This is a genomic window from Proteiniphilum sp. UBA5463 (assembly GCF_002427225.1).
GTDB lineage: Bacteria > Bacteroidota > Bacteroidia > Bacteroidales > Dysgonomonadaceae > Proteiniphilum > Proteiniphilum propionicum.
Window position 1 is genome coordinate 18,524 of the sequence record NZ_DIQL01000001.1, and the last position, 16,996, is coordinate 35,519.

The following is a 16,996-nucleotide window of genomic DNA, read 5'->3' on the forward strand; positions in this document are numbered from 1 at the left end:
CCTTTTTTGAACACCACACATGCTGCAACCGGATTTGTTCCCTGTATATTGGAATTGTCAAAACATTCTATATGCCACGGCATCTCTTTTAACTGCAAATCTTTTTGCAGGGTTTTCAGGATTCTTGTAGTCCGCTGTTCCGGGTTTAGCATTTCTGCTTTTTTCAATTTATCTATTTTGAATTGTTTTACGTTCTTCTCAGAAAGAGAGAGGAGTTTACGCTTATCGCCACGCTGTGGAATGGTGAACTCTACATCCGATAATTTCAGATCCGGGATAAACGGAACAATAATCTCTTTCGATTTGCTTCCGAAACGATCACGCATCTCAATAATTCCCATACTTAGCAATTCCTGAGCACTTTCATCGAGTTTCTTTTTATATTCAAAGGTATATGCTTGGTTTACTGAGCCATTAACAACATGAAGATAGTTAATGTATGCAGAGTTTTCATCCTCTTCAATTGAGAATACATCAAGATTATAGTTTGTATTGCTGACTACTTGAGATTTCTCTCTGAAGTTCTGAATAAGCACCAATTTTTCTTTCAACTCGTGAGCCTCTTCGAAACGCAATTCATTTGCAAGCAGCTGCATCTTCTCCTGAACCTGTTTTTCAATAATTGCAACATTTCCTTTTAATATTTCAATAATTTCCTCAATATTCTTATTATATTCTTCAAGTGTCTGTAACCCTTCGCATGGGCCGTTGCATCTTTTAATATGATATTCGAGGCAAACTTTGAATTTTCCCTCAATAATATTTTCAGGAGTAAGATTGAGTCTGCATGTACGTATTTTATAGACTTTTCTGAAAATTTCTAAAAGGGTATTTACAGATTGAACTGAGGTATAAGGCCCAAAATATCTTGATCCGTCTTTCACAATATTTCTTGTTTTGTAAACTCTCGGGAAAAATTCATTTTTTACTACAATATAAGGGTAGGTTTTGTCATCCTTTAGCATCACGTTGTAACGTGGCTTTAGTTGTTTTATAAGATTATTTTCAAGTAGGAAGGTGTCTTCTTCGGTGTTTACAACTATATATTTTATTTTTCTGATATTTCTTACAAGAATTCTGGTTTTAGGATGTTCATGATTTTTGTTGAAATAAGATGACACTCTTTTTTTCAGATCTTTTGCCTTGCCAACATATATAACTGTGCCTTTCTCATCTATAAACTGATAACAGCCCGGAAGATGAGGAATTACGGCAAGTGTATTTTTTATCTCTTCTGACATTTTAGCAAGTAGCAATTGCTGCAAAATTACAAAACTGAATTTTTCAAAAAATCTTTTTCGGGTTAAAATTTAAATTTTTAATTACCATCGGTAGATATTGCTTTTTATAAGCATTATAAATTTTATTGGTTTTTTTGTTGACCTGTTATTTGATCTACTCACTAATTTAAGCTGATGATTATTCGTTGAATTTAAGAAGTGAACTAACTTCCACCTCTTCAGGGAAATGCTTCCTGCCTTTAAGTTCTACTAATTCTATAAGAAAATTAATAAAGATTTTTTTCACCCCAAGTTTTTTTACAAGATTATATGCTGCAGCCATTGTCCCTCCTGTGGCTAGTAAATCATCATGCAGCAGGACTACATCGTTTTTTGTTAATGCGTCTTCATGGATTTGTATTGCGCCATTTCCATACTCTTTTGTGTAGGTTTCCTCTATAACTTTATATGGAAGTTTTCCAGGTTTCCTTATTGGCACAAATCCAGCTCCAAGTCTTACAGCTAATGCGGGGCCCAAAAAGAATCCCCTTGATTCAATACCTACTACTTTTGTTATACCTCTATCCTTGTACTGCTCATACAAAAGGTCTGTTAACTCTTTCAAGTGAGTTGGTGATTGGAATAGCGTTGTGATATCTTTAAACTGAATTCCAGGAATTGGGAAGTCCGGAATATTTCTAACAGCTGATGTAAGTGTCTCTATGCTCATTTTTAATATATTTTATTTTGATTTTTCACTGTTCCACGTGGAACATTTACGGTTTTATCGTCCTAAGAGGACAAGCAGCACAGAAATGTCATTGGGGGAGACCCCCGGTATTCTACTTGCCTGTGCAATGGTTCCCGGGTTTATTTTTGTAAGTTTTTGCCTTGCCTCGGTAGATAACGACTGTATTTCAGTATAGTTGAACTTGTCTTTGATACGGATCTCCTCCAAACGGGTTATTTTGTCTGCCATTATCTGTTCCCGTTTAATGTAGCCGCTATATTTTATTTCGATATTAGCACATTCAATTATTTCTTCCTTCCGGTCAGCAATCGTGTCAAGGGTTTCTTTAAGAGGAGTCACATTGTCAGACATCAATGACAAGTCGATATGAGGACGTGTGAGCAGGTCTATCAGCTTCACGCCATGCTTTAGCGGAGTTGTACCGATATGCTCCAGGAATGGGTTTATCCTTTGTGGTTTGATTGAAAAGTTTTTTACAAAATCTATTATTTTTCTCACTTCTTCCTCTTTTGCTTTCAATAGGTGCATTCTGCTTTCCGAGGCTAGCCCTAAGTTATATGATTTTTCTGTGAGCCTTTCGTCTGCGTTGTCCTGGCGAAGGAGAATGCGATACTCAGCGCGTGAAGTGAACATTCTGTAGGGTTCATCCACACCTTTTGTTATCAGGTCGTCAATAAGTACGCCTACATATGCTTCGTCTCTTCTCAGTGTAAATGGATTTCCTCCATGGCAATTTATATGAGCGTTTATCCCTGCTATCAGCCCCTGTCCGGCTGCTTCTTCATAGCCGGTTGTACCGTTGATCTGCCCCGCGAAAAAGAGATTTTTCACTAATTTTGTCTCAAGCGTAGGGTACAGTTGAGTAGGGTCAAAAAAGTCGTACTCTATGGCATATCCCGGGCGATAAATATGAACATTCCTAAATGCCGGAACAAGTTTCAAAGCTTTCAGCTGTGTTTGAAGGGGCAGGGAAGAGGAGAAACCATTGAGATAATATTCGTGAGTAGTTTCTCCCTCGGGCTCAAGGAACAGCTGATGACTGGTTTTTTCGGAGAAAGTAACAATTTTTGTTTCAATACTCGGGCAATAGCGGGGTCCGATACTCTGTATTTGTCCATTATAAAGAGGAGAGTCGTTCAATCCTTCTCTAATTGCTTCATGTACTTTTTCCGATGTATATGTTATCCAGCAACTGAGCTGCTTCAGCTCCCGCTTTACATTGGGTAAATATGAGAATTTGTGAAAACTATCATCATCCCCTTTCTGTTCTTCCATAAGAGAAAAATCAACAGAACGGGCATCTATGCGTACAGGTGTACCCGTCTTCATCCTGTCGGTTTTAAACCCTTTTTCGCATAGCTGCTCTGTCATGCCGAGAGAGGCTGGCTCAGCAATACGGCCTCCGCCAATCTGTACTTTGCCGATATGTATTAATCCGTTCAGGAATGTTCCGTTGGTTAGAATAACTGCTTTCGCCAAAAATTCTACTCCCATGCGGGTTTTAACACCGGTAACTATTGACCTGTCAAATGTCAGTTCGGTTACCATATCCTGCCACATATCAAGGTTTGGTGTGTTTTCAATTATTTCACGCCAGTTTTCGATGAATTTCATACGGTCGCTTTGTACACGCGGGCTCCACATGGCAGGTCCTTTCGATCTGTTTAGCATACGGAATTGAATAGCGGTTTTGTCGCTTACAATACCCATCTGCCCACCCATAGCATCAATCTCGCGCACAATCTGCCCCTTTGCAATGCCGCCTACAGCGGGATTACAGCTCATTTGGGCGATCTTGTTCATATCCATTGTGATAAGCAGTACCTTAGAGCCCAGGTTGGCCGCTGCTGTAGCAGCTTCGCATCCGGCATGCCCGGCACCAACAACAATTATATCGTACTTAAAGTTCATCTTGTAATATAAATATTCTATTTCTGCCCTCTGATAAGTAAATGAATTTACTCTGCACCTGTTTTATAAAGCAGTACCTTTTATGCTTATGCAAAGATACTAAAAAAGAAAAAGTTAAGAATATTCTAACTGTTAATTACAGGTAAGGTTGTTTTAAGCGTCACTAAGCCAATTGTATATGGAGGCAGACCGATAGTTGGCCGCTATAATCTCTATTGTAATTGCCACTAAACGTGTGGTTTGTGTGGGTTGCCCGTAAATTTCAATTTTCCCCCGGTAGTGAAATCACTGTCCATAATGTCCGTATAAGCCTTCTTATCAAACTTGGTATAAAAAAGTTTTCAGTATTATGTTATATGGAATATTAATGCTTCGTTAAAACTTCATTTATAATACTGACAGTCAACAATTTATGCCAGATCCCCAAAAAGTGCCATACTCTATTGATATTCAGAGAACTATAAGAACTGTTTTAAAAAAATTACCGAAGTATTGGAATATAAAGTGACTAGTATAATAAGTTTTGTTTATTCAAATGTATGTTTCCAAAAGTATATTGTATTCCCTAATGTAAATATTTAATATTTATACAGATAATAGTTTCAGAGCATCGTTTTCAGCTGCACGCATCAATCTGGCATCGGTGGCTGACTTGTCGTCAATCCCACATAAATGTAATACTCCGTGTATAATAACACGGTGCAGTTCCTCTGTATATTCAGTACAATACTTTTGTGAATTGGAATTCACTGTATCGAGACTGATAAAGATATCTCCCGATATTATATCACCTTCGGAGTAGTCGAAAGTGATAATATCTGTATAATAGTCGTGATTCAGGTAGTGAAGGTTAATCTCCAGTATTTTCTCATCGTCACAGAAAATATAAGAGATATCTCCCACATTTTTACCATAATTTTTCGCAACGGTTCTTATCCAGTTTGCAGTTTCTCTATTTTTTATTGCAGGAAAATCAACATTTTCCACATGAAAAGTAACAGCCATATATTTAACATTTATTTACTTTGAGAATTGCCTTATTTCAACCGAAAAAGAGATAGGCCACGAAAATGGCCGCAATTACACCGGTCAAATCAGCCAAAAGCGCGCAGGGAACGGTGTAGCGTGAATTCTTGATGTTCACTGCACCATAGTAAACGGCAACAATATAGAAGGTGGTGTCGGTTGCTCCTTGGAGTACGCTCGATAGTCTCCCGGTGAAAGAATCGGCGCCAAACGTTTTCATTGCATCAATCATCATCCCTCGTGCTCCGCTACCGCTTAACGGTTTCATCAGAGCCGTGGGCATACTATCCACCCAGCGTGTATCGGTGCCCGTCAACGCCACAAGGTTTCGCAGTCCATCCATCAAAAAATCCATCGCTCCTGAAGCGCGGAAAACACCTATACCCACCAAAATGGCAATGAGGTATGGTATGATGGAGACAGCGGTTTTAAATCCATCTTTTGCACCGTCAATAAAGGCATCGAAGATATTGATTTTTCTTTTCAATGCCTTTACAATAAAAAGCACTATAATGGTAAACAGAATGATGTTTGCTGCCAGGCTGGAGACAATATTGATTTTTTCCTGCGGCATTGATTGAAATATCAGTACGGTTCCAGTAATAATTCCCAACATTACAAGTATAAAGCTTATTATCGCTTTGCTGAAAATATTGATTCCTTGCTTAAGGCAGACGGCAATCATGCCGGCAAGAGTAGCAGCAAATGTGGTAATCATTATGGGAATAAACACATCGGCAGGGTTAACAGCTCCCAGCTGAGCGCGGTACACCATGATGGTGACCGGAATAAGCGTCAGTCCCGATGCATTTAACACAAGAAACATAATCATGGGGTTTGATGCCTCCTCTTTGTTTAGGTTGATTTCTTGCAACTCCTGCATCGCTTTCAATCCAAAAGGTGTGGCTGCGTTGTCGAGTCCAAGCATGTTTGCCGATATATTCATCAGAATGGATCCTGATGCCGGGTGATTCTTTGGAATGTCGGGAAAGAGTTTCGAAAAAAGTGGTGCAACTGCCTTTGAGAACAATTCAACCATTCCTCCGCGTTCGCCTATTTTCATCACGCCAAGCCATAGAGCCAGCACACCCGTAAGTCCCAGCGAGATCTCAAAACCGGTTTTAGCTGAATCGTAGGTGGAATTCATGATTTCGTTAAACACATATATATCTCCGAAAAAGACAAGCTTAACTGTCGCTACTATAAAAGCGACCAAAAAAAATGCAATCCAAATGTAATTCAATACCATACTATTCGAGACTATGCTAGGATCATCAATTAAACGGATCTCTGACCAGAAATCTGTCAAAGATACAATTTAAGCCTTTTAATTAAAAGGAATTGATTTATTTTCTATCTTTATAATTCTGAGGAACCGGATTTACACGACATCCATTTGATTAAATCATACCCGGCAAAGTCCGACCGTAACCATTTAGAATATCATACCCGGCAAAGGCTTCTTATTTGCCTGGCACTAACCGGAAAGGTAGATTTGGTTACAGTCATTAATCACACAATCAGTAAGTTGAAGTATTATAAATATATATATCGTATGCAATGGAAAGATTTTTTATATTTCCGGAGTGGTTCAAAAATTGCGGTAATTCTTTTGTTGATTCTTATCGTGTTAACTTTAATATTGAATAGCCTGCTTCGCTATAGGAACTCATCCGGGTTTATTGTTGAGCAAAATGACTCATTGATAAGAGAGTTTGAAGAATTCCGTAACAAATTGAAGGAGCATGAGGAGGATTATTTTAATATCGGAACGGAAAATGATTCAGCTGAAATTTTTTCAGGAAGGGATAATTTTTTAAAAGAACCCACAGTACCGAGGGATGAATCGCCTGGAGACCGTAAATCTTATTCAAGATCGGAAAAACTGTCAGAAGGCCAAATGATCATTTTAAACAATTCTGATACAGTTGATTGGAAAAAGATACCTGGTATAGGCAGTATCTACGCCTCCCGTATTGTTAAATACCGTGATCTGCTGGGTGGCTTCGCAAGGGTTGAGCAGCTTTTGGAGGTTTATGGCATTGACAACGAGCTGTACTCTAGCATAATACCATATATTTATATTGAAACGAATACCAATTTACGCAAAGTTCAGGTCAATAAGTCTGAATTCAGGGAGATGTTGCGGCATCCATACCTTAATTACAAACAGGTTCAGGCCATCATCAACTTGCGCAGACGAAAAGGAGATATTGTTTCCATCAACGAGCTTTCTATGCTCGATGAGTTCACCACAGACGATATCTACCGTCTTGAGCCCTACCTTGAGTTTTAATCGTATTAAAAAAGATCAAAAATATTTTTTCAAGATTGATGAAACGGAGGAGTAGTATCCGCTACCGAACAGGTTTAAATGTACAAGCAGGTAATATAATTGGTATAGATCAATTTGTTGATGATAGTTTTCGGTTTTAGGGATGATTTCGTGATATGCGTTGTAAAATTCGGTCCCGAAACCACCGAAGAGGCCGCTCATGGCAATATCTACCATGGAATGGCCATAATAGACAGCAGGATCGATAAGGCAGGGGACACCATTGGTTGAAATGAGGTAATTTCCTCCCCATAGATCTCCATGTAAAAGAGAGGGTTTCACATCGCCAAATATTTCTTGAAACAGAGGGATAACATCTTTTTCTTTTGGTATGATATTCTGCTGTATCAATCCGGCTTTAAGCGCCGACTGAAGCTGAGGGAGTATACGTTCGAACCAATAAAATTCCGCCCAGCCGGCATGGGTGTTATTCCGTTGTGGAAGACTCCCAATAAAATTATCTGTACTGAATCCGAAATCCTTCTGTGAGCAGTGGTGTAATTCGGCCAGCACTTCTCCAAAACGAATATAGTCAGACATATCGGGGCGTTTACTTTCAATAAAGTCCATCAAGAGAAAGGCTTTCCCCTCTATGGTATCTGCGAGATGCACATGAGGGACAGCTATGGTTTTTGTCTGTTCAATGGTTTGCAGTCCTTTTTGTTCCGCGTGGAACATCTCCAAAGCACAAAGGTTTGAATTTACCTTCAGAAAATATTTCCGGGCTTCAGACTCAATAAGGTAGGCAGAAGATATATCTCCTCCCGATACTGGTTTCGTGGAGATAATTTTTTCTGAAATTCTTGTAGAAATATAAGAGAGGAGTTTAAACATCTTTTTATTGCAGTTAAAAAAGACTCTTCATAACTAGCAAGATTATTAAGGTCTATTTTAACTATTATTCAGTTGACAATGCTTCGATATTCTCTTTTAGCAGGGCTATTTTACTTTCGGCATCCGCCTGTTTTCTGCGCTCGTTTTCCACTATCTCCGGTTTCGCGTTCAGGACGAACCGTTCGTTGCCAAGTTTTTTTAATACCGACTGTAAAAATCCCTCTGTATAGGCCAGCTCTGCTTTCATCTTACTGAGTTCGGCTTCCACATCCATCTTATCAGCAAGGGGAACGCTGTATTCCGTTGTTCCTACAAGGAATCCCGAGTCGCCAGGCTGTTTCTCGATGGCCGCAGAGATGCTTGACAAGTTGCACATCTTTAGTATAATACTGTTGTATTTACTGTTATGGCTACCAATAACCTGTAACTGAAGCTCATCCCTGTTTGGAATACTCTTTTCCAACCGTATGGTTCGCACTCCGGCAACCACCTGTTTCATCTCTTCGAACCCGTCAATCAGAGTTTTATCTATTGTCTTTTCTTTAGGTTGCAGAGCAGTCATTATGCTCTCTCCTGTCTCTCTTGTGTACAGTGCCTGCCACAACTCTTCGGTAATGAATGGCATAAAAGGATGCAACAGTCGCAGCAAGGCATCGAAATATTTTAGCGTTGCCCTATATGTATCAGCATCCAGAGGCTGCTGATATGCCGGTTTTATTATCTCCAGGTACCAGCCTGAGAATTCATCCCAGAAAAGCTTATATAGAAGCATTAATGCTTCGGAAAGCCGGTATTTAGAGAAGAGGTCGTCAATCTCCGAAATAGTCTCCGATAATTTCACCTGAAACCATTCTACAGCTATTTTAGACGATTCAGGCTGGGTGATATTCTTGTCAATTTCCCATCCTTTTACAAGACGAAACGCGTTCCATATCTTGTTATTGAAATTACGCCCCTGTTCACAGAGTGTTTCATCGAAGAGGAGATCATTTCCGGCAGCTGAAGAGAGTAACATTCCCATGCGTACGCCGTCGGCACCATATTTATCCATCAGCTCAACAGGATCGGGTGAGTTGCCTAACTGTTTCGACATCTTCCTTCCCTGTTTATCACGCACGATCCCCGTGAAATAAACATTCCGAAAACATGGTTCCTGACGGTACTCATATCCCGACATGATCATCCTGGCAACCCAGAAGAAGATGATATCGGGCCCGGTAACAAGGTCGCTGGTGGGATAGTAATAACTGATATCCTTGTTTCCGGGTCTGTTTATGCCGTCGAAAACTGATATAGGCCACAGCCATGATGAGAACCAGGTGTCCAAGACATCTTCATCCTGTTTCAGGTCGTCGATGGTGATATCATAATCAACCTGTTGGCGTGCCTTTTCCAAAGCCTCTTCTTTGCTCATAGCTACCACATACCCCCCTTTCGGCAGGAAATAGGCAGGAATTTGATGACCCCACCACAGCTGACGGCTTATGCACCAGTCCTTTATGTTTTCCATCCAGTGGCGGTAGGTGTTTTTATATTTTTCGGGATAGAATCTGATAGTGTCATTTTCAACCGCATCAGCAGCCGGTTTGACCAGTGGCCCCATTTTCAGGAACCACTGCATTGATAGCTTCGGTTCAATAATCTCATCGGTACGTTCCGAGAATCCAACCTTATTAGTGTAAGGCTCTGTTTTGTCGAGCAAGCCTGCTTTTTCCAAATCCTTCTCAATCTGCTTACGTACCTTGAAACGGTCCATTCCCTCATACTGCATTCCATTTTCATTGAGGGTACCATCGTGGTTAAAGATATCAATAGCCGGGAGGTTATATTTTTCTCCCAGTACATAGTCGTTTATATCGTGTGCAGGTGTTACTTTAAGACAGCCCGTACCGAACTCCACATCAACGTAATCATCTTCAATGACGGGAATAACCCTGTTGACAAGAGGGACTATCACTTTTTTCCCTTTCAAATAGGCATTCTTCGGGTCGTTGGGATTGATGCACATTGCCGTATCGCCCATGATGGTTTCAGGGCGTGTAGTAGCAACCACCGCGTAAGCGCCATCAGGATCACCATCAATCTTGTATCTTAAATAATAGAGTTTACCGCTTACCTCCCTATGGATCACCTCCTCGTCAGAAAGAGCCGTAAGGGCTTTGGGATCCCAGTTCACCATACGTACGCCCCGGTATATAAGTCCTTTTTCGTACAGGTCGCAAAATACACGCAGTACGCTTTCGGAACGAACATCATCCATGGTGAAAGCTGTTCTGTCCCAGTCGCATGAGGCCCCCAGTTTTTTCAGTTGCTCCAGAATAATCCCTCCGTGCTCGTGAGTCCATTCCCACGCGTGCTTAAGAAACTCTTTTCTGCCGAGGTCGGTTTTTTTTACTCCCCGCGATGCAAGCCTGTTCACCACTTTTGCCTCGGTGGCGATTGAAGCGTGATCAGTTCCCGGAACCCAGCAAGCGTTTTTTCCCTGCATACGTGCCCTGCGTACCAGCACATCCTGAATAGTGTTGTTAAGCATATGTCCCATGTGGAGTACTCCGGTTACGTTTGGCGGCGGTATGACAATGGTGAATGGTTCACGATGATCTGGTTCAGAATGGAACAATTTATTGTCCATCCAGTACTTATACCACTTCTCTTCTACTTCTGCAGGATTGTATTTGCTTGCAATCTCCATCTGATTACCTGAATTTATTTAAGGATTCCAAAACCGGAATCCAGAATCGTTTGATTATTGTATATAGAAAATGCAAAAATACAAAAAATGCACATCATTGCGCATTTTTTATAAATCGAACCGCTCCCGTTGTTACTATTCCTTATAGAGAAGATAGGGTTTTCTCTGCAGTTTGAACTTTACCACATCGCAAAACCATTTATCTTTTATCTCTTTGGCCGATTTGCCGGCAATGATATCCCGGCGGATATAGTCCACACCGGTTAACTTTTCGAAAAAGGGTGTGAAAAATTTTTCACCCATATTCAGATTGTTGTATGCATCTATTATGTAAGTAAGGTCGAAACCGCTTGCGATGATCTCCTCATCCGGCAGGTTGCGCAGATCCACCCCGTAGCATTTCTGGTTAAGTAACGGCGGGTTTTTTGCTCCAGGAACGGCTTGCGGGATAAATGAAAAATCAGACTCTTTATATTTCGGATGCCCGTATACCTCAAAAGGTTGGGGGGTGCCTCTGCCCAGGCTCATCACTGTACCTTCGAATAGACATGTGGATGGATAGAGGTATATAGAGTGAATATTTGGCAGATTGGGTGACGGGGCAATGGGCAATTCGTATCGTGTCTGGTGTGTGTAATTTTCGCAGGGCACAACGGTTAAGTCACACACCCTGTCTTCGGGAAGCCATTTCTCACCGTTGATCATCAACGCCAGTTCACCCAGTGTCATGCCATGCACAACCGGTATGGGAAGCCACCCTACACCCGATTTATGCTTCATGTCCAGAATGGGTCCGTCCACGTACATGCCGTTGGGATTGGGGCGATCGAGCACGATCATTTTTTTTCCGTGTTCCGCGCAGGCATCCATCATTCGTGCCATGCTGGCGTAGTAGGTATAGAAACGGAGTCCTACATCTTGCAGGTCGAACAACAACACATCAAACTGTTTTATTTTTTCTGCAGAAGGCTTTCCGCCACCGCTTCCATAAAGCGACCATATGGGAGTACCTGTTTTTTCATCTGTTGAACTGGCTACATGTTCACCTGCGTCGGCAGTTCCGCGAAAGCCATGTTCGGGAGAAAATATGCCCACCACATTGAACTTATATCTTATCAGCATATCCACAAGATGTTCATTGCCCGCCATTCCTGTCTGGTTGGTCATTACAGCTACACGCTTATCTTTCAAAAGGGGAAAATAGGCATCAGTTATTTCAGCACCTGTCTTCACAGTTGTTTTGTTTTGTGCGAATATACAAGTACAGAGAAGAAGGGCTGGCAAGAAAAAAAATTTGTTCATAAGATTATAAATTATGGTTCAAGGTAAAAATATTTTACTAATTTATCGATTTAATTATAACCTTACCTTGAGTCCCGTCCGATAAGTCTTTTTTCTTGAAAAATTTCACAAGATGAACATTGATATTCAATAAGTTGCAAACCAATAAAATTGGGTTTTGAGGTTTTAGGAGGGGACTCAACCTTATTATTACTAAATCGATAAGCTATTCCATTATGTAAATTATTCTTGTTTTATCATTACTCTGTTTCAGTATTCGAATATTTTTGGAGTTCATGCAGTTGATCAAACTCTTCTTCAAGCAATTGCAGTTCTTTTTTTATTTCCATAAGTTTGCCAACTGCTTCCACACGTTTTGCCTCATCATCTTTTTTCGACTTTAGAGTCTGGCGGGCACCTTCCAGCGTCAACCCCTTCTCTTTTACGAGATGATATACTATCTCCACCTGTTTCACATCTTCTTTGGTGTATTGGCGTGTTCCTCCGGTGGTTTTTTTAGGATTGATGTTGTCGAACTCCTTCTCCCAGAAACGCAGGAGTGATACGTTTACCGCGAAATGATCGGCTACCTCCTGAATGGAGTAGAAAAGTCGTTTGTCATCGAACCGGATCAGCTTTCTTCGTTTACCCATACTGATATTTCAGTTTAAAATCGCTAAGAAGTATATTTACAAATAGCTTATTGCTTTGAAAATATTCGCAATATAGTTCTCAAAAATAATATTATTCGGGTGCAAAGGCAAATTTTTATTGATTTTGGTGAATTAACCTGCTTGAGGGATTCATTTTTCTATAAAACCGTCATTGTATATATACAAGGCAACTATTCAAAAATTCTGATTCCAGAAAATTTCTATCTTCTCCATTTAGTTGATACTTAAATTTATTACTCTTCGCTTATACGTTTTGCAATATATATCATCGAGCTGGAGCATTCAGGTTGAAAAAGGGAGAATACAAATCCTGCTATGCCAATCGAAAAAGCCCTGATATACTTTACAACCACGGGGCTTCCTTTATATTTCTCACTTAGCAGAGAAATATAAAAAGCATCCAGAGGCATCCGGAATCTTTTTACGATTTTCATCCTGTGCCCTGCAAGCAGTTGCTCTACGGAAACCGGGGTAAAGTGCCATAGATGTCTGGGAGTATCATATGCAGCCCACATCTCTTTGTAAAATCTTGCATCATAAGAGTGGTGGTTAGGCAGTGCAAGCACCACTGTGCCATCGGGTGCGAGAATATCCTTTATCTTGTCGATGGTTTCGTTCGGTTTCTCCAGGTGTTCGAGTACATGCCAAAGAGTGATAATACTGAACGATACATCTTTCATTTCGAAAAAACTTTTCTCGTCCTTTACGTCTAATGCGAAATGGTTGATTGCCCATTCCCGTGCCTTTTTGTTTTTCTCAATGCCGGAGACTGCAAAACCATATTTTTCGGCAGCGTTCATAAAGTAGCCTGTTCCACAGCCTATATCAAGCAATGTCTTATCATAACCTTTAACAAATGATTCTGCCACTTTGACTTTTCTCTTTAGCATATGTTCCCTGAAAAGGTGATACAGCTTGTTAATCAGTCCTTTGTCTGAGTCGGAATGAGAGATATAGTCAGGTGAGTCGTAATATTTTCCGATAACATCTTCCGATGGGAAATTGTTTGTAAAGCGGAATCCGCACACCGTGCAATCACAAACAGGAAAAACCTCCTTGCTTGAGAAATGATCAACAGCATCAAAAATTTTTTTTAAATCCCCGCTGCCGCAAACTGGGCATCTTTCAATTGTTATTACTGACATATATCCTGATTAAATCATCCCAAAAGTACGATTATTCAGGTGAAAGGCAAACTTTTTTTCTTTATTCTCACTACAAATGTTTACTTTCTACAACAAATCACTTAATTCTACTATTCAAAAATCTGCTATTGTCTTCAATTAAGTGAATTACTGCTGTCTGGTTAAACATTAATCTATGTCTTACTAATTTATAATCCATTGATAATTAATATATCTATATTTGCCCATTTAGGAATATTCCAAGATTTAATTTCAAATCGAAAAGTTGGAAATGGAGTGTATTCCATTGTATAATAGATGTATATAACATTAGTTTCATTTTAAACCGGACAGTAGTGTAAGTGAATATAACGTGAACTTTAATATAAACGCTTTTTGCGATCCTGCTGTCTCAAATATCAATTTATTAAGTGTAACATAAACTATACCTGATATCTACGCTTAAAGTTTCAGTTATACAGTTTTTGAAGCCACTGAAATTGTTCCTTTGCTGAATTCTTTTATAAAACATCCCAGGATAATGGTGATACGGCGAATACCCTCTTTTGGAATTTTAAAGTTTTCTTCTGCAAGTTTTCGTCCTGTTATATTTGTTAGTTCGCTCTGTAATTTTTGATATAATTTTCTACTTTACTATGCAACCTCTTGTTAATCAGATTTCAGCAGTTTTTACTTAATAATTATGTGCTGTTTTATAAACAATTTCTTCCGTTAATTAACATAAGATAACAGAAGAAAAGGTCAAAAAAAGACATTCCTTTGGTTAATAAATGATAATGATTTATATTTGTGGTTTATGATTTATTAAGCGAGATAAAGTTACCTTTAAAAAGCTCTGTTTATTTTTTTAATTCGTAAATTTCACGAACGCCTTAAGGATTGATATTGATATTATTACCATTAAGTATCTTGTATTAAAATTTATTTTGGGATTGCAATAATGTTGACACTATCAATTTAAAATAAATCCATTCATTAACACTGATAAATCAGTTATATATTATTAAACCAAATAACATGGAAGTATGAAACAAAAAATGTTAAATCTAATCAAAAGCTTATTATTCACCTCATTGTGGATAATTGCCATGGGTGTGTTTGCTCAAACTAATATTAGAGGTACGGTTACCGATGCCGGTAATACGCCGATGATCGGTGTGAACGTTGTAGAAAAAGGAACTTTAAACGGCACGGTTACTGATATTAATGGAAATTTCACGTTAAATGTGGTTTCGCCAGGTTCCGTATTGGTATTCTCATATGTAGGATATATTACACAGGAAATAACTATTGGCGAAAGACGGCAGTTTACGGTTGTGATGCAAGAAGATTTAGAAAGTCTTCAGGAGATTGTGGTGGTAGGTTACAGTACTCAGGCTAAAAAAGATATTACCGGTTCGGTAACTGTGGTGAATACCAAGGATCTTTTGGCTGCAAGTGGTTCTTCTGCAACACAGCAGCTGCAAGGAAAAGCTGCGGGTGTGTATGTTGGCCAAACGGGTTCCCCCGGTTCGGCAACCATGGTTCGTATCCGGGGAATTAATACGGTGAATGATAATGGTCCTTTGTACGTTATCGATGGAGTATCTACCCGTAACCAGAACCTGAGCAGTCTGAATCCTAACGATATTGAAAGCATGCAAGTGTTGAAGGACGCATCTTCCGCTGCCATTTACGGGGCACAGGCGGCCAATGGCGTTATTCTGATTACCACCAAACGTGGAACGGCGTCAGGACAGCCAAAATTAACGTATGATGCTTATTATGGAGTTCAAAAAACAACCAAACGTTACGATTTGCTAAACTCCGCCGACCGGTTGGCGTTGGAGTGGGAGTCGCTACGCAACGCCATGTTGCTCCGTGGTGTACCTGCAGACAAAGCTATTCCCTATCATGCCCAATTTGGCGAATACCCGGAACCTCGTATCCCCAATTATCTTACGGTAACTGGAGCGAAAGGTGAAAATCAGGATATTAAGAACTATTCGTTCCCCGATAATCAAATGGTCCCTTTTTCAGATACCGATTGGTGGAGCGAAATTGACCGGGTAGCTCCCATTCAGAACCATCAGTTAACCTTGTCTGGGGGTAATGCAAAGGGAAAGTATTTGATGGGATTGAACTATTTCGATCAGCAGGGAACGGTGAAGTACTCTTATTACAAAAGATATCAAACCCGTTTGAACAGTTCATTCGATGTTCGCCCCTGGTTGCGTTTTGGTGAAAATTTGCAATATACTTGGACAAAAGATGTTGGTCTAAACACCAATTTTAACGAGGCAAACCCATATTCATGGACATACCGTGCCTCTCCCTGGGTTCCGGTAAAGGATGAATTCGGAAATTGGGCCGGTTCGAAAATCAATGGAACCGGAAATTTCATTAACGTTGTTGCTCAGGAATACAGGAACAAAGATAATTATTGGAGCAATTCGAGAATCTTTGGTAATTTTTGGGGTGAAGTGGATTTAATAAAAGAATTGATGTTCCGGACGAATTTTGGTGTGGATTACACCAATCGTTATTATTACCGAATGAGTAAAAAGAATCCCGAATTTTCCGAAAGTCCGGGAACGAATAATTTGGAAGAGCGTTCGGAATTTAACTTCAGGTGGGTGTGGACCAATACCTTGACATATAATAGGGTGTTTGACGACATTCATTCGTTAAATGTGATCTTGGGATCGGAAGCCATCCGTGACGGGCTTGGACGCGGTATGAGCGGACAGCGGTTCGGATATTTGTATGAAGACAATATCAATACCTGGACGCTAGGGATGGGAGAAAGGAATGATCAACGAGAAAATGATTCATGGTACAACGGTGAATTTGCTCTCTTTGGAATATTCGCCCGTGCCGACTATTCATTTAAAGACAAGTACCTACTTACGGGAATCGTTCGCAGAGATGGAGTTTCCCGGTTTGCTAAAAAAAACAGATACGGTACTTTTCCATCGGCATCTTTGGGCTGGCGTGTATCGGAAGAACAATTTATGGAGGGAACAAGAGACTGGTTGGACGATTTGAAATTGCGTATTGGTTATGGAATTACCGGTAATTCCGAGATGGCCCGAACCACTAACTACGCGATGGAGTTTACAACCTATCCCCGAGCCACAAATTATGA

12 protein-coding genes are annotated in these 16,996 nt (G+C 40.1%); 2 read left to right on the top strand and 10 right to left on the bottom strand.

Annotated features, from left to right (window positions below; translation table 11 throughout):
* The 5 genes from uvrC to B3B27_RS00095 form a co-directional block, all read right to left on the bottom strand.
* Window positions 1-1,241, bottom strand: a 1,241-nt coding sequence (gene uvrC, locus B3B27_RS00075) for an excinuclease ABC subunit UvrC (RefSeq protein ID WP_286846437.1), incomplete at its 3' end; no start/stop codon positions are given.
* Window positions 1,242-1,419: 178 nt separating this feature from the next.
* Entirely contained in the window at window positions 1,420-1,950 is a 531-nt protein-coding gene (locus tag B3B27_RS00080) for an adenine phosphoribosyltransferase (protein ID WP_286846438.1), read from the bottom strand.
* Between the two features lie 54 nt (window positions 1,951-2,004).
* A complete protein-coding gene (mnmG, locus tag B3B27_RS00085) occupies window positions 2,005-3,882 on the bottom strand; it encodes a tRNA uridine-5-carboxymethylaminomethyl(34) synthesis enzyme MnmG (protein ID WP_238868319.1) in 1,878 nt (625 codons plus the stop codon).
* A 585-nt stretch (window positions 3,883-4,467) separates the two neighbouring features.
* Entirely contained in the window at window positions 4,468-4,887 is a 420-nt protein-coding gene (ybeY, locus tag B3B27_RS00090) for an rRNA maturation RNase YbeY (protein WP_238868318.1), read from the bottom strand.
* A gap of 37 nt (window positions 4,888-4,924) precedes the next feature.
* Window positions 4,925-6,157 carry a nucleoside recognition domain-containing protein gene (locus B3B27_RS00095; protein WP_238868317.1) on the bottom strand — a complete coding sequence of 411 codons (1,233 nt, stop codon included), beginning with the start codon at window positions 6,155-6,157 and terminating at the stop codon, window positions 4,925-4,927.
* 306 nt (window positions 6,158-6,463) lie between these two features.
* Here B3B27_RS00095 and B3B27_RS00100 point away from each other — a divergent pair, with 306 nt between their 5' ends.
* Complete coding sequence (locus tag B3B27_RS00100; protein WP_286833039.1) at window positions 6,464-7,204, top strand: helix-hairpin-helix domain-containing protein; 741 nt, start codon at window positions 6,464-6,466, stop codon at window positions 7,202-7,204.
* A gap of 15 nt (window positions 7,205-7,219) precedes the next feature.
* Here B3B27_RS00100 and B3B27_RS00105 read toward each other — a convergent pair whose 3' ends face one another.
* The 5 genes from B3B27_RS00105 to B3B27_RS00125 all read right to left on the bottom strand — a co-directional run bounded on the left by B3B27_RS00105 (window position 7,220) and on the right by B3B27_RS00125 (window position 13,869).
* Window positions 7,220-8,077, bottom strand: coding sequence for a fructosamine kinase family protein (locus B3B27_RS00105; protein WP_286846439.1), 858 nt, complete (start codon window positions 8,075-8,077; stop codon window positions 7,220-7,222).
* A gap of 64 nt (window positions 8,078-8,141) precedes the next feature.
* Window positions 8,142-10,769: a valine--tRNA ligase gene (locus tag B3B27_RS00110; protein WP_238868314.1), complete on the bottom strand. Its 2,628-nt coding sequence runs from the start codon at window positions 10,767-10,769 to the stop codon at window positions 8,142-8,144.
* Window positions 10,770-10,904: 135 nt separating this feature from the next.
* Window positions 10,905-12,071, bottom strand: coding sequence for an exo-beta-N-acetylmuramidase NamZ family protein (locus B3B27_RS00115; protein WP_286844684.1), 1,167 nt, complete (start codon window positions 12,069-12,071; stop codon window positions 10,905-10,907).
* Window positions 12,072-12,310: 239 nt separating this feature from the next.
* Window positions 12,311-12,703 carry a MerR family transcriptional regulator gene (locus tag B3B27_RS00120; protein WP_238868312.1) on the bottom strand — a complete coding sequence of 131 codons (393 nt, stop codon included), beginning with the start codon at window positions 12,701-12,703 and terminating at the stop codon, window positions 12,311-12,313.
* 254 nt (window positions 12,704-12,957) lie between these two features.
* Window positions 12,958-13,869 carry a class I SAM-dependent methyltransferase gene (locus B3B27_RS00125; protein WP_286833031.1) on the bottom strand — a complete coding sequence of 304 codons (912 nt, stop codon included), beginning with the start codon at window positions 13,867-13,869 and terminating at the stop codon, window positions 12,958-12,960.
* 1,088 nt (window positions 13,870-14,957) lie between these two features.
* Between B3B27_RS00125 and B3B27_RS00130 the strand changes: the two genes are divergently transcribed.
* A partial coding sequence (locus B3B27_RS00130) for a SusC/RagA family TonB-linked outer membrane protein (protein WP_286846486.1) occupies window positions 14,958-16,996 on the top strand: 2,039 nt, incomplete at its 3' end.